This is a genomic window from Verrucomicrobiota bacterium, assembly GCA_016200005.1.
GTDB lineage: Bacteria > Verrucomicrobiota > Verrucomicrobiia > Limisphaerales > PALSA-1396 > PALSA-1396.
Genome location: JACQFP010000024.1, coordinates 40,966 through 65,324 on the forward strand (window position 1 = coordinate 40,966; position 24,359 = coordinate 65,324).

At 55.6% G+C, this 24,359-nt stretch carries 14 protein-coding genes; all 14 read right to left on the bottom strand.

Annotated elements, in window-relative coordinates:
• Positions 1-12: 12 nt before the first annotated feature.
• Complete coding sequence (locus tag HY298_09045) at positions 13-3,003, bottom strand: glycoside hydrolase family 2 (protein ID MBI3850420.1); 2,991 nt, start codon at positions 3,001-3,003, stop codon at positions 13-15.
• Entirely contained in the window at positions 3,000-5,069 is a 2,070-nt protein-coding gene (locus HY298_09050; GenBank protein MBI3850421.1) for an alpha-galactosidase, read from the bottom strand. Before HY298_09050 ends, HY298_09045 begins: the two co-directional genes overlap by 4 nt.
• A gap of 13 nt (positions 5,070-5,082) precedes the next feature.
• Positions 5,083-5,334, bottom strand: a complete 252-nt coding sequence (locus HY298_09055) for a GH36 C-terminal domain-containing protein (GenBank protein MBI3850422.1) — start codon at positions 5,332-5,334, stop codon at positions 5,083-5,085.
• Entirely contained in the window at positions 5,335-5,685 is a 351-nt protein-coding gene (locus tag HY298_09060) for a hypothetical protein (protein MBI3850423.1), read from the bottom strand.
• 172 nt (positions 5,686-5,857) lie between these two features.
• The gene (locus HY298_09065) at positions 5,858-8,704 is read right to left on the bottom strand and encodes an alpha-galactosidase (GenBank protein MBI3850424.1); all 2,847 of its coding nucleotides are present in this window, start codon (positions 8,702-8,704) and stop codon (positions 5,858-5,860) included.
• Positions 8,705-8,725: 21 nt separating this feature from the next.
• Entirely contained in the window at positions 8,726-11,572 is a 2,847-nt protein-coding gene (locus tag HY298_09070) for an alpha-galactosidase (protein MBI3850425.1), read from the bottom strand.
• A 14-nt stretch (positions 11,573-11,586) separates the two neighbouring features.
• Complete coding sequence (locus tag HY298_09075) at positions 11,587-13,620, bottom strand: alpha-galactosidase (protein MBI3850426.1); 2,034 nt, start codon at positions 13,618-13,620, stop codon at positions 11,587-11,589.
• Positions 13,621-13,948: 328 nt separating this feature from the next.
• Complete coding sequence (locus HY298_09080) at positions 13,949-14,800, bottom strand: type II secretion system protein (GenBank protein ID MBI3850427.1); 852 nt, start codon at positions 14,798-14,800, stop codon at positions 13,949-13,951.
• Between the two features lie 132 nt (positions 14,801-14,932).
• On the bottom strand, positions 14,933-17,236 hold the full coding sequence (locus HY298_09085; protein MBI3850428.1) for a hypothetical protein: 2,304 nt from the start codon (positions 17,234-17,236) through the stop codon (positions 14,933-14,935).
• Between the two features lie 412 nt (positions 17,237-17,648).
• A complete protein-coding gene (locus HY298_09090) occupies positions 17,649-18,731 on the bottom strand; it encodes a hypothetical protein (GenBank protein MBI3850429.1) in 1,083 nt (360 codons plus the stop codon).
• Between the two features lie 6 nt (positions 18,732-18,737).
• The gene (locus tag HY298_09095; GenBank protein ID MBI3850430.1) at positions 18,738-20,015 is read right to left on the bottom strand and encodes a mandelate racemase/muconate lactonizing enzyme family protein; all 1,278 of its coding nucleotides are present in this window, start codon (positions 20,013-20,015) and stop codon (positions 18,738-18,740) included.
• 59 nt (positions 20,016-20,074) lie between these two features.
• Positions 20,075-22,150, bottom strand: a complete 2,076-nt coding sequence (locus tag HY298_09100) for an alpha-galactosidase (GenBank protein ID MBI3850431.1) — start codon at positions 22,148-22,150, stop codon at positions 20,075-20,077.
• A gap of 198 nt (positions 22,151-22,348) precedes the next feature.
• Positions 22,349-23,428, bottom strand: coding sequence for a fructose-bisphosphatase class II family protein (locus HY298_09105; protein ID MBI3850432.1), 1,080 nt, complete (start codon positions 23,426-23,428; stop codon positions 22,349-22,351).
• Positions 23,425-24,012: a nucleoside monophosphate kinase gene (locus HY298_09110; protein MBI3850433.1), complete on the bottom strand. Its 588-nt coding sequence runs from the start codon at positions 24,010-24,012 to the stop codon at positions 23,425-23,427. The genes HY298_09105 and HY298_09110 overlap by 4 nt, the downstream gene beginning before the upstream one ends.
• Positions 24,013-24,359: the final 347 nt, after the last annotated feature.

Sequence of the window (24,359 nt, forward strand, 5' to 3'; positions counted from 1 at the left end):
GAACTGTATTGTTTAACGCTTGAATCGGGCTTCAAAATCATCCGGCACTGGCTCGAGTCCTTTTGTCGTATCCGGCTCTGCAAAACGGAGCATGTTGGCCAATAGCCTGTCCGCAGCGGGATGTTTCCCGAGATTCTCGCGGATGCGCAGCGTGTTCAGCACCACCCGGCCGGCTCCCAGTTCATCCACGGAAACCAGCACTCCTGAAGCATACCCGGTGAACGCAAAAACGGCGCCTGCCACCGTCTCGGTCGGCGCATCAGGCCGCGACCAGCCGACATTCGAGATCAACTCGCGATAAAACGTGTAGTCCATAAGCCCGCCCGACGGCAAATCCGCAAAGATCGGATGACGCTTCGCCCAGTCATCCTTGTGATAAACATTGTTCTGCAGGTTGATAAGCGTCCCCTTCTGCCCGATCAATGCCAGATTCGCCAGCTGGCCTGCCGCAGCAAATACATTCGGATCCAGAAACACCGCCGACGAACCTCGCGTAATCCGCCCCGCCAGTTCCTTGAACGCCGGCGCGCCACCAGGCTGTGACACACCGCTGCCGACAAGAATAAGCTCGCGCCCGCTCTGCTGAGCAGCATCGAATTCACGGACCTCAACGTGTCGCTCGGCCAGCCATTTCTGCAACACATCATCTTTGCCCCAAAGCACCACAGGCGTTTTCAACTCGCACTTCTCCACAGGCTCAGAGATGTGGAATACTGCTTCTCCACCGGCCGCAGCCCCGCCTCTTTCAAACGTCGCAACGAAGCGGTACTTTCCAGCCGGCCAGTTGGCGCTGACTTCTTCCGTAAAAGCGGGGGTCGCGAACGGCGCTTCTCCACCTGCGATCCGCACGTTCATCGCCTTGCTGAAAACTTTTTCGGCGTTGGGCCCGAACACTTCAAAACGAACCGGATACTCCCCGGCAGCCAATACGTCTTCATTTGCCAGCACAGCCTCCAATTTCACTTTCGCATTCCGGTAAACGTTCACCTGCTCCGCAAACAGGCACCAACGCAACGGCGCCAGCGCGTCGAACAACGCATCCACCGTCCCGGGCTTCAACTCGCGGAAGGATGTCACCAGCCCTTCGCCCGTGTAGCCCTGGTCCACCGTGCCTGTCATGCTGAACCCCGGAAGCTGCGGATTGGCACGAAGGGCATTGAGGCCCAGCAACCGCTCCCCAGCCATCGCCTTCAAAGATTGCGCAAAATAATCTTCCGGACGGCCAAAACACTCCGCCATCTTCCACCGGTCCCAATCAACCATGAATTTGTCCAGCGCCTGCCGGTAGAACCGCCCCTCCCCGGATGCCGCCGCGCCGCGCTGTTCGTAATGCCGTGTCACGCGCACCAAATCCACCGCGCTCGCGATCCCATACTCGGAAACGAACACCGGCTGGGTGTCATGGCCAAGTTCGCGCAAAAATTTTATTTCTGGCGCGGTATGTGGGACCCACGGATACACGTGCGCATCACCCACCCCTTCAAAGTAAGCAGGCATGGGCGTCGGCTTCGTCTTGGGCGCGCCGGGACGTTCGGCTCCCAGCAGAAGCTCCCACTCCGGCGACCCCGGATTGGAAAGCGAGCCGATCGAAAGTTCGCCATCAAACCGTCCGCTGCTCAAGAGCACCATCCTGCTGTCATCCAAAGACCGGACAAGTGACAAGGTTTTCACCGCATGGCGGAACTGGGGGCTGTCGCCCGTCTCGTTCAGCAGTCCCCAGATCGCGACGCTCGCATGGTTCCGGTCCCGCAGGATCATTTCAGATGTGGACTGGTCGAAACGCGCGGCCATCTGCGGCGAATCCGTATAAAGCTGGCTGGAAAAAGGCTCCTCGTAAACCAGCAGGCCGAGTACATCACACAGATTCAACTGATGCCGCGTCGGCAAGCCGTAAAATCTGATCGCGTTGAATCCCATCGTCTTCACATTGATCAGATCGCGTCGAAGCCAGTCAGGGTCGTAAGCGACATGGATACCAATGGGTGACATGTTCCCGGAAACGGAACTGCGCAACAGGATGCGCCGGCCATTGAGCCGGAAATGGCCGTTCTTAAAACGGAAATCCCGAAAACCGCAACGAGCCGATTGTTCATCAAACCCGTCCATCCCCCGCCACTGCACTTTCACCGTCACACGATAAAGATAGGGATTGTTCAATTCCCACAAACGGGGGTTTTCCACCTTCAATTGTTCCTTGACCAGGGTATCTCCTGATTTGATGGCCGTGACCACCCGTTTCGTCACGACCGTCTGGCCGCCCGCCGCCGGGGACATTGTGAATTCCACGGTTCCTTTATTGGACGAGGGCAACGCGTTTCGGATGTTGGCTTCCACCGAAATGATCCCCGTCGCCGGATTGGCGCGAACGTACATGTCCTGCACGCGCACAGCCGGAGCCGTGAACAATTCCACGGAATCCTCGATGCCACCGTGGTTGTAATCAGCTCCGCTGGAAAATGCGCTCGTCTTGTTCCGATGCGGCGTCTCCTGCAATGTAATGCCGTCGATGCGCTCATCCCCCGGGTTAAGGACGCGCACTGCGATGAGGTTGCTCGTGCCAGGTTTGATGGCCGTGGTCACATCCAACACGAACGGCGTCTCGCCGCCTTCGTGCCCACCCACGGAGACTCCGTTCACCCAAACGTCAGCCTTGTAATCCACAGCCCAAAAACGAAGCAGGTAACGCCCTTTCTTGTGCGGATTGACGGGCGCGACGAACGAACGCCAATACCACGCCACGCCATGATAATCCGGAAAAACATCCTGAATCACCCACGGCACTCGGGTCGACCTGGCATCCACCGGCGGCGTGTTCGCCCATCCTTGATCACGTCCGACGTTTTTCGGGTCGATGCCGAGAAACCACTGCTTTCCATCAAGTGATAACAGTGTTCCGGTGCATGGAACTTCCTGTGACTTGCCTTCTGCGGACGTGGACATGCCAAAGGCAAGCCACACGACTAATAGAAAACTTTCCAGATAGATGAATTTACCCAATTTCATTTATGATTCGATTTGTTATAAGTGATGAGGGCAGAGCCGGGTTGCCTTGAAATGCGGACTGCCAACCCTTTTTTCGATAGCTCGTAACCAGTCATTACTTGAGCAGATGCTTCATCAAGATTCCGCACTAGATAGTGAGTCTTGGAATCGAGACCCCGTAGTTTAAATATGTTTTCGCTATCGCCGTTCTCCGCACGCCTGAACACCTGGACCATTCCTTTGCCGGCTTCAGGCCGATCAAACTGCCAGGCCATCCAGACATCGTTGCTCAAGCTGTAGCTGGTTAACGGGTAGTAGTCGCCGTAGTAATCCGGCGCAACCTGCCGCCACTGGGACACCAACCGACGCACCAAATCAATATTCCGTGGAGGAGTAATTGCCAACTTGAAGGCGACGGGGTCCCCTTCGCGGCGCAAGTCCCAGCAGGGGGTCAGGTGGATGGCCATGCTGCTTCGGAAAATGTAACGTTCTGTTTCTTGACCTGCCGCTGAACGCACCCCCGTGCCGTTGTACGGCATCCAGAGTGAAATCCCATACATGTGACACTGCTGCCCGACAGGTTCGAAGAGGTAGTCGCTACGAATAAAAGGCACAGCCCGACGAAGCGTTTCCAGATCATTCCGCCTGCCACCCTGAGCACACGAATCTATGATCATATCCGGATGTCTCCGGCGCAATTCGTCCCAGAAAGCCAGATATCCGACCACATGCTGGATTTCAGTCACTCCCTTGCGATCCGCAGCGTCATTGGCACGCCAAGAAGGCGTAGGATCCATGTTAAAATCCTGTCGATACAAATCCAGCCCTTGCCCAACAAGCAGCTTATCGAAATGCTCGATCACCCACCGGCGAGCTTCGAGGTTGCCAAGATTCAGCAGTCCGCCGTTGGTGCCTCCCAATATCCATTCCGGATGGTTTTGGGCCAGCCAGGTACCGCCGGAGACTCTCTCGGGCTCGAACCAGGCCAGGGTCTTTACGCCTCTTGAATGTGCGTGATCGGAGATGGCTCGCAGCCCGTGCGGGAACCTATTGGTGTCCACTTCCCAAGTACCCGTATTGGCCCAGTGCCCGACGTTCACGTACCAACCTGCATCCATCCACCAGTAGTCAGGTTTGAGTCCATTTTCAATATAACGGTCGATAAACATCTTTTGATTTTCTTCGGTGGCGCCCTGCATCTCCCAGTATTGATGCGAACTACAGGGCGTGGAGAGAGGAGGCGGCAGTTCTCCGCCCGGCCGCGGTAGGTTGTGAGTGATCATCCAGCGTCGCCAAACATTCTGAGAGTGAATCCAGTCACCCTTCCAAAATTGCAGGGCAATCAGTGGAGCGCGGAGTTCTTCGCCGGGGTATAACGTGAAATGAGTCAAGTCCTGGCCGCCAGAAACACGAAGGGTACTATTACCAGTACGCGTGAACTTGGCAGACCATTGGCCGGGCCAGCCAATGACAACAATGACCCCCGCACCTTGCCACTCGATGTTAAAATACGGGAGGTAGGCGCTTGAGGGTCGCCCTCCTTCCGCAATAAATTGTTTTTCGGTGCCTGGCCCTAATCTCGTCTCGAGCGGTTGATACTCGGATGCGATCATCTGACTTCCAGGTTGGTGATGAAGAACAAATTCGCCTTTGGACCCTCGCTCCAACTGAATATCCAGGGCTTTGATGTTTTCCAAAATCGGCGTATTCACATTGCCGGTGTTCTTGAAATAGAGCGTCCATTCGACGGTGGGGAAATCGGAATAAGTAACGGCTTCCAATCGTACAGACAAACCAGTCTCTGTGTCATTGTACGTTATGGTGTGCCCGGTCCGTAATTTATCCAGTTTTCTGGTCTCCCTTTTGACTTTCCATTTCCCGAGCAAATCCGCTGATGATTTGCCTCCGTAAACGAACGAGAACGGCGGCGGCTCCGCCCGCGCACTTAAGTTTCTCTTGACCCATTTTTCAGCGGTCGCCATTTCCTGGGCTGTTGACCAGGCAGCCGGTGACTGGCCAGCGTAAGTCGTAAAGGCACTTCCAAAAACGACCACTATTAACGGCAAAAGGAGAATTGTGTGTTTCATAATTGTGTGTGTATCATTGCTGCTTTTTATAAGTGATAAGAGCTGAATCGGACTGCCTTACAACATGGATTTTCAGACCCTTTTCCATCAGTTCACGACCATTTATTTTCCGTGACTTGCCGGTATCGATATCCGTTACCGTGTATAGCGATTGTTCATCCAGTCCACGAAGTTTGAAGACCATGGTATGTTGCGCGCTTTCCATACGCCGAAAGGCTTGTACCATGCCACTGCCCGTTTCAGGACGGTCAAACTGCCACGCCATTCACACATCGTTTTCAAGGCTGTAAGGTGTCAGCGGACAAAAATCCCCGAGGTAATTCGTAGCGGCTTGCTCCCGTTCGTGGACCAGACGACGGGCCAGCGGATAATCCAGGTCCTTCCGACGCAAGTCCCAGCCAGCAACAATCGCCGGACACATCTTGCTTCGAAAGGCATACGGCTCAATGGCTCGGATACAGAGGCCATGCCACGGAATCCATGAAGTCAATCTGTAATTGTGGCATTGGTCGCCAATCGGCTCAAAATCCATTCCAAGAATCAACGGAGCCGCCCATCGAAGCGTCTCTAGGTCGATCCTGAAATAATCCAACCGCAGTTGCGGGTTGCGACGCATAAGATCGCGTTTCCGAACCTTCTGAAGCTCAAGCGAATGTTGGGATCCGGCTTTCCTATTCCAGACTTCAACAGCGTGCAGCCCGACCCGACGTGTCTGCCTTGATGGTTCCATGCTATTCGCTTCCGAATGGCTCTATAGTCAATTGGCCTTTGGTTCACCTTAGGGCCTGCTAATCGCGCTTTAACAAAAGAATTTCCGACATGCCAGCTTTGGCAAAGGAAGTTTTGACACCCTCGGACATCAACTGCGCGCCGCCTGCTTTTTCTGACCTGCCGGTATTCAGGCTCGTCAGGGTATAGTGTGCATCTGCCTTCAGCCCCCGAAGCATGATGGTCCTCTCCAGTGCGGGCCGCGCGCTGCCGGCGGAGGACTTGGCCGCCGCCATCTTCTCCACCGCCATGATTGCCGTTTCAGTGTTGAGGTAAAAGCGGACCTCGGACAGACCGCAATCGCCAGCACCCCAAGTGCCGCTGGTCGCCATATCGCCGGTCAACGGATGAACGGTGATCACCACGTACTTTGCAGAGGCGCCTGCAAAATCCGGCCCGGCAAATCCCGCATACTTGGGTGCACCGGTCGCCTTCTTGAACTGGAAGTCGTCCAGTTTCTTCCATTTTCCGGGGTCGGCACCGCCCGTCTCGGAATACTCAATGGTAACGTGATTGAGGCCAGTAGCATTACCGGCGCCTTCATTATTCCAGTTCCACACCCACGTCTTTCCCAAGGGATACGGCTTGTCAAAGGCATAGGCGATCCAGTTCGCCCCTTTAGCTGTGCCCGGATGCGGGGCCGCACCTCCCCCAGCTGAACCCAGCCACATATCTTTCAAACCTGTCCCATGTCTCAGGCCAGTCCCGAAGTCGAGTCCTGCTCCGTTGCAGGTTCCTTGCGCGACGAAACCCCACTGCGAATCGCCAGATGTGCCAGTAATGTTCTTACTGTGCACCACATCAGCAAGAGAGCTGTCGTCGAATGGTGTTGGATTGGGGGCATCATAGGCATTTCCATTCTGGAATACCATCACGACAGATTCCGAACCATCCCGTTTGCAGAACTGGATCGCATCACCCAGATTAGCGTCATCTGAAGCCGGCGGGAAGTGATATACATCCTCGAACAGCAGATGACGGTATTTCTTGTAGTCGGCGATGTTTCTTCTGACCGCTTTGATTGTTTCGGGGGGGTAAAGCGACAAGCGTTCGACCCCCTGAGGACTATTAATCAGGCAACCGAACCCGAAAGCACCAATCATGCGACTACGGATGGTAGTGTTGAGGATATCAGGGTCCTTCTCTTTGTCAGTTTCGGGACCCTTGTACACCCAGGTTTCCAGATAGGGACTGGGATAAACATAGGTGCCGTTGATGATTCTCCGGCGGACAGGCATTGCATCTCCGCTCGAGTCGTCGAGCCAGTTCGCCCGCATGTAGCGTGCTAAACCATAGTCTAAACGACTGCCATAACCGCACTGTTCGATGACGACGTCGGGGAATTTCTGATGGAGATATTGATAAACTTCGTACTCCCCTTGAATGGCGGCTAATGCTCCATCGCCTTCCTGGTGGCCATGATCTTTGCGGTTACAAACAATCCCAGGAAGCCCGGAACCGTCCATCTTGACCCAGTTAAGATCATACCTTTTAACCGCCGATTCAATGGAATCCTTCAAGAACTGCACAACTTTCGGGTCGCCTAGGCAGATTTGTGAGATGGTGCCTGTTACCAGGTTCTTGCCGTCGCGTTTCGCAACCCAACTGTCAGGTATTCGTCCGCCTATTAATGTGGAATCGACCATCTGCGGGGCGAACCAGAGTCCAAACTTCATCCCTGCCTGATGCACCTTCTCCGAGATATTGCCCAGCCCGTGCGGATACTTCCTGAAATCCTCGCGATGCCAGTTTCCCAGACCAGGGAACCAGTCGCCAGAGCCGTTGGTGCACGAACCTTCATACCAACTTGCGTCCACGTAGAAGAGTTCGATCCCCAGACCCGCTGTCAATGGAATCTCGTCGAGAATCGCTTTCTCGTTGCTCCCATCACCGGCCGTGCCCCAGATGTTATAAGTGACCCACGGGTAATTCGGCAACTTCGCCGGTATCACGTTCTGGCGAAGGTGGTCGTGCATATCCCGCAGCGAATCATCTATATCCCCGTGTGACAAACCAAGAAAAACGCGTGGGGACAGCATTTCCTTGCCCGGCATCAGGTCGCGATCAAACCTTTCCAGCGTACATTCAAGTAATACTTGCGCCCCCTGCCGCCGGAGAGTCACCCGCCAGTAACTCTCCCATTTCACGCCCAGAAATAGGATTTCTTTTGTATCCACGTTTTCTATAGCCACCCAACCTGAGGATTCCGGCGCATTCCACGATCCGCCACTCACTGTAAAAGAATCCTTCAGAATCACTTCATGTCGCTTGTAAGTGTCTCGCCTCACCCAATGAACCTTGAGTTTGCCGGCATCACCACGCAGGCACAGGCGCAGCGGTCCGAATTCATGGACTTTGTTGATCGGTTGGTTGCCGTCGTTTCGCAGACGTGCTTGAAACTCCAGAACACTTGTCTCGGGAAAGCTCCCCACCGTCCAGTTGAGTTTTGGGCCTTCGGAAATCGCCCATTCCGCCTTCCATTCCTCTCGGCCTTGCGCCGTCAGTCCGCGGGACTTATTCACTATCCGCAAATGGTCGGGCCAAGCAGTATCATTTCCAGAAAGACACCAAGGACCAACTGGACTGTCCGGGGCGAGCCAATTGAACCCCGTTGTGAGGTTGACCAGTTTTTGCCCCACCAGTTCTCCCTCTCGGACCTCAAAACGGGCAGCAACCCGCCCGCTTTTCACTGTGGTTTGGTTCCGGGCTGAGTCATGCTCGCCGGACGATTGGCACCCTGCATTGCACAGGATAAGGATCAGGCTGAGAGCAAAAGGAATGAACGGCAGCGAAGAGGAAGGCTGGATGATTTTCATAGCATTGAGTTTGGACGGCATTAGCTTTTTAGTTGTTTTTTGAGATTTCATGGTAGTGAGGTATCCTTTCTATTAGTTGTTCCTTGAGATTTTATGGTAACTAAGGACGACCGCTCCCGGTTTGGCCGCAATGGTGATGGGAAGTCCTTGCTCCATCAGTTGGCGGCCCTTCAGCACCTGCGGTCTCTTCCCGTCGAGGTTCGACACGGTGTAACACGTTTCGGGATCAAGGCCACGCAACTTGAATAACGCGGATTTTTGCACACTCTCCAAACGCCGAAAGGCCTGCACCATGCCGCTGCCTGCTTCAGGACGGTCAAATTGCCACGCCATCCACACATCATTTTCAAGGCTGTAAGGTGTTAGCGGATAAAAATCTCCCAGGTAATTCGTAGCCACTTGCTCCCATTCGTGAACCAGACGACGGGCCAGAGGATAATCCAAGTCCTTCCGACGCAAATCCCACCCTGTCACAATAGCCGGACACATCATGCTCCGAAAGGCATACGGCTCGATGGCTCGGATACAGAGGCCATGCCACGGAATCCATGAAGCCAGTCTGTAGTTGTGGCATTGATCGGCCACCGGCTCAAAACCTACTTCAAGTATTAACGGAGCTGTCCGTCGAAGCGTCTCCAGATCAATCCTGAAATGGTCCAGACGCAATCGCGGATTGCGGCGCATCAGTTCATCCAGATACGAGAGATACCCCATTACGTGATAGATCTCGGTTATGCCCTGACGATCCTTTGCATCATTCGCCCGCCAGAATCCGACCGGACCGATGTTCATGTCCTGCCGGTAGATGTCTATCCCCTCGTCCACCATCAATTTGCTGAAATGATCCACCGCCCATCGCCAGGCCTCGTGGTTGCCGAAATTCAGCAACTTATCGGCACCGTTATCGCCTAGAAGCCATTCAGGGTGGTTCTCATAAAGCCATGTCCCGGACGATGCCCTCTCGGGCTGACACCATAAAATACTCTTGATCCCTTTCTGGTGTGCATGATCGGTGATGGCTCGAAGTCCGTTTGGGAACCGTTTTTTGTCAGCTTCCCACGTTCCCGTGATCCCCCATAACGCAACGCTGTTCTTGCTGATGTTGGGTGGGTACCAGCCGGCGTCCATCCACCAGAAGTCCGGCCGCAACCCTTCCTCCACATAACGATCGATGAAGTGCTTCTGGTTTTCCTCGGTCGCATTGACCATGTTGCCAAATTGATACGCACTCGACGCCGCGCGTTGCGGCCCCAACGCTTTGCCTCCGGGCCGGGGCATGTTGTGGGCGATCATCCAACGCCGCCAAACATTCTGCGCGTGGATGCGGTCGCCCGACCAGAATTGCAGCACGATCATCGGGCTTCGGACTTCTTCGCCGGGATGCAATTTGAAGTGAGTCAACTCCTGCCCTGCCCGTACTCTCAGCCCGTTGCCTTCATCGCGCGTGAATTCGATCACAGGCTGTCCCGACCAGCTTAACGCAACGATGACACCGCCACCGGGCAACTCGATGTTGAAATAGGGAAACGGGTCCACCAGCCGACTCGAAAATTTCGGACCGAGTTTCGTTTCGAACAGACGATTTTCCAGCATGCGATTTAAGACGAATTCCGCACCCGATCCACGTCCGATTTGCAGGTCCAACGCCTGGATGTTTTCAAGGATCGGCGTGTCCGCAGAACCGGTGTTCTTGAAATAGATGGTCCATTCAATGGTCGGAAAATCCCGATATTCAACACCGACACAACGCACGACGAGGCCGCTCCGGGGGTCAGTGAATTCAACGGTACGCTCGACACGCTGATCGTCCAGCGTTCGGCTTCGATGCTCAGATTTCCATGTCTTTAAGAGTTCGGCGAAGGGCTTGCCGTCGTAGATAAACGAAAAAGGCGGCTCATTGGAATGAGACCCGAAATCCGCGACCGCAATTTTCGGCGCGGCCTTTTCCGGATCGTCTTCAAATTTGGCGCCAATCCAGCGGCGTGCCGTGACCGCTTCATCCGGGAGCACAGCGACAATTGCCACCAGCCCCACACCTGGCAGCACCTGCTTGCTCTGCACTCCGAACTGGCGGTAGTTGAAATTCGTGCCGGTCCCCACCGTGAGGTCGATCGTATCCCCCTGTTTCACGGAAAGTATCGCCGACCACTCCTGTTCAGGGAACTTTCCGATAAAATCATCGTTGTTGAGCACCGCCCGGCCCGCGAAACCGTCTATGTATCCATCAAACCGTGATGTGGAATTATGAAGCGCATGCACATCGGCGCGCACGCCGGAATCTCCCTGTATCCGCTGCCCGGTGAATCGCGCTTTGACGATCACTTTCCCGGTCACAGGCGAAGTCCACCGCACCACCGCCTTCGCATTTTTGCCATGCCCGCCCGGCGGCATCAAAAGAACCGCGCCCGGCTCCCAATAATAGCCCCATGAACCGAAACCTCCCGGCGAAGTGTTCTGGCTGACAAATCCCGATGGGTCCGGATACGAAGGCAACCCCGCCGCCTGCCGCTTCACTTCTTCACCGGCAAAATTGGCCTCCACCCAATGGTCGGGATACGGAAATTCGCCCGGTGGAGGCAGTCGCGTCAGCATTTCATTCGTGTCCGAACGGGTGGCACACCAGGCACGCACAGGACCAAACCAGCCGGGAGCCCAAAAACCCTTTATCTGAACATCCTTCTGCGTTCCCCAAAGCAGGTCATAAGGGTTGACCTTTGCACCGGGCTTCTCCTGCCAGCCAAACGTCCACACGCCATTCGGGTTTTTATCAACGGAAAAATCGGTCGCAAGCTCCCAGACCTGCGCCTTGCCAAAAGAAACAAAAAGGAAAAGCAAACTCAGCAAAATCACGACCAGGGAAACTCCTCGCCCTTCTGGATTCACCCCAATCACCGAACCATTGGTTGTTTTTGAGATCATAGGATGCATGGGATTCAACGGTCGGTGTTCTTGGTTTCAACTTTCGTGTAAGTCAGAAGGACGGCGTTCGGCTTGTCAGGGATTTGCACCACCAGCCCCTCTTGCATCAATTCACGCCCCGTGAATTGCCGGCTCTTGCCGCCATCAACGTTGGAGAATTTGTACTTCGCCTTCGGATCAAGCCCTCGCAAGTAAAAACGGGACGTCTCGTAAGGACTGTTATGACGTCGAAACGCCTGCACCATTCCGTCTCCAGTTTCGGGCCTATTAAACTGCCACGCCATCCAGACATCCGTGCCTGTGCTATATGGCGAGAGTGGATAGTAATCTGCTAGGTAATAAGGTGACAACTGTTTCCATTGCGCAAACAGCCGCCGTAGTAACACATAATCAAGATCGTTCCTTCTGACATCCATACAACACGTCATGGACGGACACATGGCGCTCCGAAATGGATACCGGTCGTCCAGGCCGAACGCTTTTTCCCCGAAACGGTCCCTGCCAGACGTCATGATGGATTGCCCTTCCACGAACGGCGTCATGGACTCGGTCTGGCTCAAGATGTTCCACAGATTCTCAAAATCCTTGCGCCGGTCTTTCGCACTGGTCACATCCATGAAACCCGTGCCGTAATAGGGAAGCCATAAAGCGATCCCGTAGGTATGGCATTGCTCGCCAATGGGCTCGATGAGGTAGTCGCTGCGTGTCCGCGAAACGGCGCGGCGCATGGTTTCAAGGTCGTTACGCCGGCCGCCGCTCGCGCAGGCATCAATCGGCATGTCCGGATGTCGTCGCACAAGTTCGTCCCAATAAGTCAGGTGACCGGTGACATGCCTGATCTCGGTCATCCCTTGACGGTCAGGTGTATCACGGCTGCGCCAGAATCGGAGCGGGTCGATGTTGCTGTCCTCACGATAAAGATTGATCTGCTGTTCCGTGATGAGTTTGTCCACATGGTTGATTATCCACCGCTCTGCTTCGGGATTACCGAAGTCCAACAGGTTGTGAGTCGCTCCTCCGCTCGTGGGTGTTGGGATGACCCAATCGCCGTGGTTCTTTATCAGCCACGTGTCCTGCGCAACCCGCTCGGGCTCGAACCAGACAAGTGTCTTCACACCGCGTGAACACGCGTGATCGTTGATCGCCTTCAATCCACGCGGGAACCGTTGCAGATCGACCTCCCACGTCCCGACTTTCGCCCAGTTCGATGAGCATTGATACCAGCCGGTATCCATCCACCAATAATCAATCTTCAAACCTTCATCGAGATAACGATCGATGAACTGCATCTGGTTCGCTTCATTGGCATTGATCATCTCGTTGAATTGATGCGAACTGCAGGCGAACATGGCGGGAGCCAGTTCCTTTCCGCCGGGTCGCGGCACGTTGTGTTTGATCATCCAGCGACGCCAGATGTTCTGAGCATCAATCCAATCTCTGCCGCCCCAGAACTGCAACACGATGAGAGGCGAACGCATCTCTTCACCGGGATGCAGTTTCAGGTTCAAAATCTCCTGCCCGCCCCGCAAACGAAGGCCGTTGGTCACATCCCGCGAAAACTCCGCCACCCATTGCCCCGGCCACGCCACTACGGCGATCATCCCCTGCTGGTCCCACTCAAGATTGAAGTAGGACCAATCGGCGCTCGTAGGCCGTCCACCCTCGCCTTGGAACCGTTTGACTGCATTTCGCGGCAGCAACGTCTGATGCGGAGCGAAGTCGGTCAGGTTCGCCGGTGAACCTGTGGCGTGATGCAGCAGAAACTCCGTTGCGCTCTCACGCTGCAACCGGATGTCGAGCGCTTGGACATTCGACAGGATCGGCGTGTCCTGCGTGCCCGTGTTCTTGAAGTAAAGCGTCCATTCTACCGTAGGGAAATCGTTGTATTCGACGGCCACACACCGGATCTCCAAACCCGTCTTGGGATCGGTGAAAGTTACGGTCTGCTCACTGCGATTTTCATCGGTGGCCCTGGAACTTTGAGCGCGTTTCCAATCAGCCAACAGATTGCTGGAAGATTGCCCGCCATAAACGAAAGAGAATGGCAAAGCGCTTATACCTTGAGCGAACGCGCCGGCACGCCAGCGTTGGGCAACGGTCAACTCGCCGACCGAGGGCGCGACCGGACGCGCTGTCTGAACCAGACCCGTCAGCAAGAAACTGACGATACAAAAGCGAACAGAAGCAACACGGATCAACCTGCTCCCAAAGGTACGGATCGAAGTCGCCTTATTGAATCCGGTCCTGATGGTCTGGAAAATCATAAGGACAGTGTTGATTTGCAATTTGATTGTGTCACCGGTCACTTGGAAACCAGCCAGCCGGGGTCGAATCAAAACCGGTAGCGTAACCCTTTTGCGATGAGCATGCGCCGGGTTATTTCTGCGCGCTGCAACGTTCCTGGATCCAAGCAATATCGGGATTATTGGGTGAGTTGCCGTAGGTTGGTATCCACGCCCCTTTTACAATCGGTGGCTTGGTGCGAGGATCGATCCACTTTTTAATCTCCGCGTGGCCATCCGCGAAGGACAAACCACCGGCTCCATTATGATAGCTAGCAGGATAATTTGCGATTTTGATGCTGCTCCCAACATCAACCATATCCACGCCAAAGTATCCATCATCAATGCTGTCCTCGCGCTCATCGATAAAGACGAACGCCTTGGATGGCGGAGGATTCATGATCTCTGTTAGCTTTCGGGGATTGTTGAATAGCTCAATTGGCGCATAGCCAAAATCAGAGCCATTTATCCTGCAGTTCATTGAGACGCTACGAACTCGGGGGTAGGTCGCATTTTTGATCACGGCAACGCTGTTGTCACCCGGACATTTGTAGATGCCGACAGATGTGTTATAGGGCCAGAGCTTTCCCTTAGGAGGCATGAGGTTAGTCACATTAGTGTTATCGGGATTGTTTACGTAGGGAGCCAACCACCCAGCGCACCAACCTTCACCATAACCATAGATGTTGTTGGCTACGAGTTGGTCGTTGTTGTCGCCCGAGTACATGAACCACGCCAACTGCAACTGCTTCAGGTTACTCATGCAGCTAATGCCCTGGGCCTTTTGTTTAGCCTTGCCCAGCACCGGCAACAACAGACCGGCCAGGATCGCGATGATGGCGATAACGACCAGGAGTTCGATCAACGTGAAGGCTATTGATTCGAAAAACGCAAGGGCGCCGGGTTGACCTGGTTGAATCGGTTTTCTTTGCAATTTCACTTTCATTTCTCTCTCTAGCTCCACAGTTTAGACATTCAATGTGCCCCGCTTCTGCTTCTGAATATTTTTGACCACCCGAGCGCGCTAGACGCGCCCGGCCCGATCGTGCTTCGATCCGAAAAACATCACGACCAATCGCTATTGAGCAATTCGAAAAAACTGAGCCGTACCTGATGGCGCATTTGTGTACGGGCTGGTCGAGCCAGGGATGTCGGTGAACGGACCGGTGACCGCCGGTGCTGACTGTAAGACACCGCCACCCCACCAAGTCAGTACCACGTTGCCACCCGAGCGCGCGATGGCAAGCGTGGGGGCGCCCGCAAAATACTTCTGATACAGGTAGTTCTCAACACTGGCCCGTTGGGCGTCATCGACCTTTGAATAAACCAGAATCTCGGCAATGTCCCCCACGAGGAATTGTGCGCCACCGAAGAAAAGCATTCCGACAACAGTGAATGTACTGCTATATGAGACTGTCAAGTTAGTCTCACTTCCCACCAGAGTCCCATTAACATAAAGCTTCTTGTTGCCATCAAAGGTGCCGGTGAGCTGAGTCGGAACGTGATTTCCAAGACTGGCGCCCACCGGTTCCATGCTGTGAACAGTAGTGCCGTCGAAGGTGACAAATTTAACACGCCCGGGGACTCCGTCACTGATGCCGAAGGCCAAACCGGCCCAGTTCGCGATGAACTCTGAGGAGGCGACGCCGTTATTGACACTGCCGACTACGTAAACGCTGAATTGATTCAAATTGAAATCGGCGGGATTATCCAAGATAAAGCCGGAGGTACCGTCGAATCTAACTACCGGATTCGGGCCGGTGTTGAAGTTGGCCACCGCCAATTGGGGCGATCCCTGGGTATCGGCACCGGAGTGCTCTAGGGGCGCACCAGATAGATCGGTCCAATTGGTCGCGCTGTGCCCGTCCGGTTTGGTGGAAACCCCCTTATCGGCTGCCAGCCACAACACCAGATCACTATTGACGGGCGGCAGGGCCGAGGAGGCAGGCACTGACACTATCACCTGCGAGTTGTTGGCAATCGAATTGCCTAGCAAGTCTGTAACATGGTTGACCGTGAGGGTAGGAGCTGACATCGCCGCAATTCCGGCATTGAACCTCAGGACCACATTGCTCGCGTTCAGCCCCATCGTGGCTTGCAGAACCGTCAGGCCATTGTTGATGGAATAATTGGTAGCTACCGTAGCCGTAGCCGGCGAGACTGCCTCATCAAAAGAGACGCTTACTTGGGTGGGCTCCAAGTAAGCTCTCCGGGCCGAAACTAAAGTGGGCGGGGTGTTGTCCACAATGACCGTTAAAACCGCATTACTGCTAATCGCGCTACTTGGCACGGAGTTGCTTAAGCGAGCCTGGAATAGACTACCTTGGTCCGCACGCGCCACGCTGGGAATAGTGTAAGCGGTGTTGGTGGCATTTGGGATCGGTTGGAAAGTGTTGGTGCCACCCAGATTTTTATACCACTGGATGCTCACTGGCGGAGCTCCATTGAAGCCCACCTCGAAAGTAACCGGCTGAATAATTTCGTTGACACTTTGACTCACTGGCTGGTGGTTGATAACGACCGGGCCTGAGCCCATCCCGAAGTATTTCTCATTCAGGTAGGCCCACACCTGAGCGTCCTGCGAGTCTGAAACGCCGGAGTAAATTAATAACTCGGCGATGCTGCCGTTCATACGTTGACCGCCAGCGTCAGTAAGCTGACCCACATTTGCATGAGTGTCCGAGCCATACGCAAGTACTACTCCCGTCTTGGATCCCACGACATTAGTTCCCACAAACAGTTGCTTAACGCCGCCAGCGCTCGCATAGGTGGCGGTCAGCAGGTAGGGCGTGCCGTCTGGGTTAAATACCGAGGCTCCGCCCGGCTCCATACTGTCATCCGGCGGTGCGGTATACCATTTCACATAGTCGGCCGCGCCATCACTGATTCCCAGCGCCCATCCCGTACCAGGCTGATAATTGGAAACAAAAACTCTGGAGTAGCTGGACGCCGCTTCGCTGACGACGATGTAGATCGTCATATCCGTCAATCGCAGATCAGCATCATTGAGCAGTGTAAAGCCGGTCGAAAGGCCATCAAAATTAACGACCGGGTGCGGACCATTGACGAAGTTATACGTGCCCAACGTCGGCGAGCCAACGGCGGTTCCATCGTGGTTGAGCGCGCTTCCCGCCTGGTCGGCCCAGGCGTTTGCGGTTCCATCGACATTCGTAATCAAGCCAGTGTCTGCTTTCAGCCAAAGTTTAAGGCCAGCGTTGGGTGGCTCGACCGCTCTAGCCGCCTGCAAGAAGAATAAGTTAAACAACATACTCGCCAAAAGTACAATAATATTGGTATTAGTTTTCATATGGGAACCTCCGAAAACTACTTTTCGGAGTTGGGTTGATCGTTGCAGTTCGATTTTCGGTGTGACTGATTTCATAGCGGCTCCTTCCGTTCGTGTTCTCCTGACGTTAGATCCTTCGTGGTTGATTGGTTTTTGGTCGTTTCTGGTCTTAATCTTCGCTTTTCAGGCGGCGGTTCGTGGCAGCAGCTCCAACCGCACAATCTGTTCGTAGCGGGTCAGGTTGTAGATCAGGTTGATCAAGCCAATTGCCGCCGCAGGCCCTGTGTGAGCGCAAAAGTCTTGCCGAATGCAAGGACAAGGAACGGCAAAACGAATTATGGCTCACACAAGTCATGGTCGTGATGCTTACATTGCACGATTTATAAAGTGCGGCGTCCGTTTTTCGGCTGAATAACTTCTTTTTTCTTTCTTCATTTTGCGGGTGAGATTGCGGCTGAAAAATTGACGCGCGCCCCGTCTTCGGTGACCAGTGCGGCCAGATATTGAGCTAACCGTTGACCGCAAATCGCGCCAACTTTGACCTGAACCCGGACCGCGCCAACACTTCCGGGTTGACGACATTTTCCGGCGCTTCACCGCGCGCGGCGCGGAGGATGCCTTCGGCCATCGCGACGCTCACCAGCCGCACTACGCGATGCGTCGTCGGCAGCCAGTGCGGAGTGAGGATGACATTATCCAGGCCAGTCAGTGGATCCGTAGCGGCGAGTGGTTCATGCGCGAAGACGTCCAGCCCCGCACCGGCAATCCGCCGTTCCTGCAACGCGCGCACCAATGCGCCGTGTTGTACGAGTTCACCGCGTCCGGTGTTGATGAAATAAGCCGTGGGCTTCATCAGCCTGAACTCGCGTTCACCCATGAAGCCGCGCGTTGAAGCAGCGAGCGCGCAGTGCAGACTGACGTAATCCGACTCCCGCAGGAGCGCATCGAGACTTACCAGCTCAACCTTGTGTGCCGTCGCTTCCTCGGGGCGGCAGTGGCGCGAGTACGCCAGCACTCTCATGCCGAACGGCTCCAGCAGACGAATGAGTTCCCAAGAGATTCGCCCCAAACCCACGATACCGAGCGTCTGGCCCACGAGGTCGTCACCCGTGACGTTCGCTTGGTTGCCCCAATTGCCGGAGCGGGCCATGCGTTCCTGGGCGGACAGTCGTTTCGCCAACGCGAGGATGAACAGCATCGCTGCGGACGCCGTGGAATGGGTGAGCGAGGCGGGCGCGTTAAACACGGCTACGTCGTTCTCCGTGCAAGCGGCGAGATCAATCTTGTCGGTGCCCACACCGGCGCGACCAATGACCACGAGCCGGTCCGCCCCCTTCGCAAATGCCGCTCGCCGCACGTAGGGGCGGATGAGCACGATCCCGTCGGCCGCCGCCACGTGGTGCGGTTCGAGTTGCATGTGGTAAAGCTTTTCCCCATAAGCCGCCCCAAGCGTGACGGGGGACTGGTCCATGAGGAATCCGTGGCGGACATGCGGCGCGGTTTGCAGCATGTCCTCACCGAAATAGCCCGTGGCGACTTTGCCGGTGGCATCCAGAAAATCACCGGAATAGAAAACTTCAAATGGGCGCATGACCGGCTACCAGTTCTTGAGGTCGTTTTCCGTCGTGATCTCAACGCGCGCGTTCGGTCGCGACGTGAAATCATCGCGCAGCCGCGTGCCCAGACCGGGTTTTGCTGGCAGGGAAAGATGACCGTCCGCAATCGGGATGTGGTCCGTGACCACGTCGCCATACCAACCTTCCTCGTAGGTGTAACTGCGCACGGTTTCCATGATCAGCGCGTTCGGGATGTGCAGCATCAGATGAGCGGCGGCCCACAGACCAACCGGCCCGATGGTGTCGTGGGACGTGATCGGCAGGAAGTAAGTATCGGCCAGGCTGCAAATTTTGCGTCCCTCGGTAATGCCGCCACCCCAGGAGAAGTCCGGCATGATGATGTCCGCGGCCGGTTTCTCGATCCATGGGCGGAAATTGTAGCGGGTGAAAACGCGCTCGCTCTGACAGATGGGAATCTTTGTGGCCTGCTTCAACCGCACGTATGCATCCACGTTGTCCGGCGGCATGATTTCCTCCAACCAAAGAATGTCGTAAGGCTCGAGCGCACGAGCAATGCGGGTCGCGGTCGGCAAATCCCAGCGCGCGTGACCTTCAATGGCGATGGCCATGCGATCGCCCACGGCGCGACGGATGTCCTCGACGATGCTCAACCCCTGCTTGAGGTCGTCGTTGGAAATCGCGTGGCCGAGCACACCGGCGGCGGTCTTGCCGCCCCAGACGACGTAGGGCGCGCGCGGATCCGCCGGACCGGAGAGCGTGGCGCCGAACTGGTCAAACGGCCAGATTTTCATGGCCCGGATGCCTTGGCGGAGGAGGTCTTCCGCCAGTTCGCCCGCGCGCCCTTCCAGCCACAGGTCGAGGTCGGGATATTTTCCGTAACCGACACAGGTGTTGTAAATGGGCACGCGCTCGCGATTGCGCCCCCCCAGCAAATTGTAGATTGGCTGCCCCGTGTGCTGTCCTGCCAGGTCCCACAGCGCGATGTCCACGGCTGAAATGGCGCGCATCTCCGCGCCGGCGGAACCGCAAAAGTTCACCAGCGAAAACATGTTGTTCCAGTGGTTCTCGAGGTTGAGCGGGTCGCGGCCAATCAGCAGCGGCGCCAACACGTCGTGAATGACCGCCGCCACCGCCCGTGGCGTGTAATAGGTTTCGCCGAGGCCCACGAGTCCGTCATCGGTGTAGATGCGGACCCAGAGATTGTTGGGCAGCGCCTGCCGGGAGCGGGGGTTGTGCTTCAACCATTCCGATTCCGGCACCGCCTGAAACCAGATGGTTTCAATCTTGGTGATGTTCATGTTGTGACGGTTATGAGTTTAATGCTTTCAAGGGAGTGAAGCGACTGCCTTTGTCCGCGTCACTTCACCTGCTTGTAAGTGATGACCAACGCGCCGGGTCGTTCGCGGATCGTGACGAGCAGGCCGCGCTTCATGAGTTCCTCGCCGGTCAAGGTTTGCACCTCATCTGGGCGGTCGAGATCGGTCACAGTGTAGCGGGCGGCAGAATCCAGTCCACAAAGCTTGAAACGTCCCGCCTCGAAATTGGAATCCGGGCGGCGGAACGCCTGCACCACGCCTTCGCCAACTTCCGGACGATCATATTGCCAGGCCAGCCAAACGTCATTCGCCAGATTGTAGGGGGTCAGCGGATAGAAGTCGCCCAAATAGTTCGGACCGATCTGTTTGAGTTGCGCAAACAGGCGGCGCGCGAGCTTGTAATTCAGATCCTTCTTCCGCATGTCGTAGCAAAGGGTCAAACTCGGCGACATGTTGGCGCGGAAGCCGTACGCATCAACGTCGGCTTGGCCGTTTTGTCCAATCGCTGAATGCCCGACCACATAGCCGGCACCGTGATACGGGATCCACGAGGCGAAGGCGAAGTGATGGTTCTGCTGGCTCGTCGGCTCAAAGAGAAAATCGCTCCGAATCAACGGCACGGCCCGCCGCAGGGTTTCAAGATCATCGCGCCGGCCGCCCGAGGCGCAGGAGTCAATGCGCAAATTGGGATGGCGCTGGCGGAGTCCGTCCCAGTAGGCGAGATAGCCCTGGACGTAGAGGTTCTCGGTCATGCCCTGGCGATCGGCGGAATCGGCCCCCAGCCAGAACGGGAGCGGATCCATGTTGAAGTCCTGCCGGTAGAAATCAATGCCCTGTTCCCGCAAGGTCCGGTCCACATGATTGATGAGCCAACTCAACGCCTCGGGATTGCCGAGGTTCAACAGACTGCCCGGACCACTGCCAAAGGCGCCACCTTGCGGCGCGGCGGGCGTCTTCGCCTTTTTCGAGAGCAACCATTCGGGATGATTCTTGCCGATCCAAGAGTTGGCATCACCCACCCGTTCGGGTTCGAACCAGACGATGGTTTTGATGCCTTTGGCGCGGGCGTGGTCGCTGACCGCGCGGAGTCCTTTGGGGAAACGCGCCGCATCCGGTTCCCAAGTGCCGGTGTTCACCCACTCGCCGCCACAGGGATACCAGCCGGCATCCATCCACCAGTAGTCCAGTTTCATTCCTTCTTCGAGATACCGGTCCACGAACAACTTCTGGTTCTCCTCATTGGCCTGCGTCATCTCCTTGAACTGATGGGAACTGCACGCGACGATCTGCGTGGGTGGCAGTTTTCCGTCAGCCGTTCGCGGGAGATTGTGCGCGAACATCCAGCGTCGCCAGAGGTTTTGGGCCGTCACCGTGTCCGTTCCCTGCCAGAAGAGCATTGCGATCAAGGGCGAACGGATCTCCTCGCCGGGTTTCAGGGACAGATGGGTGAGTTCCTGGCCGGCCGTAATGTGCAGACCACGCTCCGCGTCACGCACGAACGAACCAGCCCACTGACCCGGCCACCCGATAGCGAGAAATACTCCGCCGCCTGGCATTTGCAGATTGTAGTAGGGAAAGGCGGCGTTGGTTGGTCGTCCGCCGAAGGGAGCAAACCGTTTGGTGGTCTTGGCTTCCAGAGTTTGGTGAAAAGGCTCGAAACTGTCGGTCGCGCACCAGTCGCCTTTGGTGCCATGAAGAACGAACTCACCACCCGGACTTCGCTGGAAGCTGAGATCCAATCCATGCACATCTTGTATGATCGGTGTGTTCTGCTTGCCCGTGTTCTTGAAGTACACCGTCCACTCGATCGCCTGGAAATCCTGATACTCAATACCAACGCAGCGCACCTGCAGCCCCGTTGCCGGGTCGGTCCAAACGATGCGTCGCTCCGTGCGTTGGTCGTCGAGCTTGCGCGAAGAACGCTCCTGTTTCCACTGCCGCAGCAGCTCATCTGAGGATTTGCCGGCGTAAGTGAAAGAGAAGAACGGTTCATCAAAATACTGGCCGCGTTTGAAATCAACCCTGAGCATCTGATCACCGGCGAACCCGACGATGCTCAAGCAGAAAATCAGACAAAACGTTGCGACGAAGAGCGGGAGCTTTTTTAGGCAGTTCATAGGCATTGGCGGTGCGCGTTGTCGTTATTATTCAGCGACCGTAAGGAAAAGGCACGGCTGAAAATGTCACACCCGGACACTGGCCTGCGGGACTTCCGGGATTCAATATTGTGAGGATTAAAACCTAAGGCACTTTAGCACACCATCGGTTTCCGGCTGAATTCCTCCTGTTTTTCCGATCACGATCGGAGCGATGGTTCACAGCCGACAATCCTGTTGTCCCGAACGGAGGTGAATGGTTTTCATCTCAAGGTCATGCACAGCCCGGATGTAGCGCACCGTGCGGCTGCGAGCGCGCATCAGAAGCGAGTGCGTGACCGCCGTTTTGCCGAGCAATTTGACGCCAGGAAGCAGCGGACTATCCGAGATGCCGGTGGCACAAAAAATGGCACTTTCACCAGGCACGATTTCTTCCGCCCGGTAAACGCGCAACAACTCGGCGTCGGACAGGTTGCCGCGCAATTCCTTTCGCTCGGCGTCAGTGCGAAACCACATCCGCATCTGGATGTCGCCCCCCAAAGCGCGTAAAGCTGTGGCGGCCAGAATCCCTTCTGGAGTCCCGCCGATTCCGACGTAAAGGTCAACGCCTGATTCAGGCAATGCCGGAGCGACGGCCGCAGCAATGTCGCCGTCAGATATCATGCGGAGTGTGGCCCCAGCCTCGCGGATTTGCTTCACGAACGTTTCGTTTCGTGGCCGGTCCAGCACCAAGACCACCAATTCAGGAATGCGCTTGTCGAGGAATCGGGCCATGAATTTCAGGGTCTCTGCCAGCGGCTGGTCAAGCCAGTTATTGGTTGGGCTGAAGCTCGCGATTGCTCGCGCAACATGCCGGCCGAAGGCCAGTTTGTGCGAGTAATATGCCGGTAATGCCAACATGCGCGAACTGACACCGGCGACAGTCTGCGTGGCCCCGATGACCGAAATCGAATTGGCCATGCCTCGAGCAACGTTGCTGGTGCCGTCAACCGGGTCGAGCGCTATATCAAACCGTGGCGAGCCGGGCTTCCATGTCCCCAGGCACTCGCCATGGAAGATGCCCGGGGCATTATCTTTCACCCCTTCGCCAATGACCACCTCCCCACAGATGTCAACGAGATCAAATGTGCCGAGGATCGCGTCGCACGCAGCGGCGTCGGCACTTTCCTTGTCGCCGCGTCCGACCCAGTGGATGGCGTTCAACGCTGCGTTCTCCGTGGCGCGTACAAACTCGAATTCAATCGAATGTTCGGGGTCGTGTTCGACCAAAGTGCTATTGGCTGCAACTTCTGCGCTCATAAACTGTTTTGAATGTGGCTTAGAACCTCATAGAGAACTCTTTCAGGCCGTTGTTGTGAGTTCACTGTGCAAACTACTGCAGGCCGGTAGAAGTCCAGCAGGGGCTGGGTCGTGTTGTCAAAGACATCCAGCCGGTGCCGGATGACTTCCTCCTTCGCGTCATCGAGGCGGTTCGCGCGCAGTGCCCGGCGGCGGAGGCGGGCAACCAATTCCGAACGGTTGGAACACTGCAGATCAAACACCGCCTCCACCTGAACGGTTTCTTCGAGCAGCCGGGCTTGGGAGGTGTTGCGCGGAATACCGTCAAGCACCAGCTTGTCAGTTTCCGGATTAAAAGAACCCGTTTGTACGCAGTTGTGGATATAGGTTCGCCAGAGTTCGATGGTAATATCGTCCGGCACGAGTTCGCCCTTTCGCGAAAACTCGGCAATTTTTTGTCCGAGTGGAGTTGTTGGATCAATGGATCGAAAAACGTCACCGCAGGAGCAATGAAAGAATCCGGGCAACGTGCCAAGCGCTTTACCCTGCGTTCCTTTCCCGCAACCCGGAGCACCAAAGAGTATGTAGGCGTTGTATTTTTTCATTCCGGTCGCTCACGCAATAGGCAAGGAGATAGACTCGGCCACGTTTCTGCGATGACTTAGCACGCACGCGATTGTAAGTGGATTGCCAACCGGAGCTTTCGATTTTTCAAATAAGTCCGTCGTTTTTTGAAAATTGTTTCGAATGCCATTGTGAAAACGTCCAAAGTTTTTCTTTTTCCCACAAAACCATTGTGATTTCATAACTGCTAGCAGCCTGTCGGACTTAGGCGCAGAAAGATTTTTGAAAATGTTTTGAACAAAAAGGTGCGCGAAGGATCCAACCCTGCATGCCTGTACGTTTCGTCAATCTCGACCGCCAGACGCCGATGTTCCTGCCCTGCGATCTG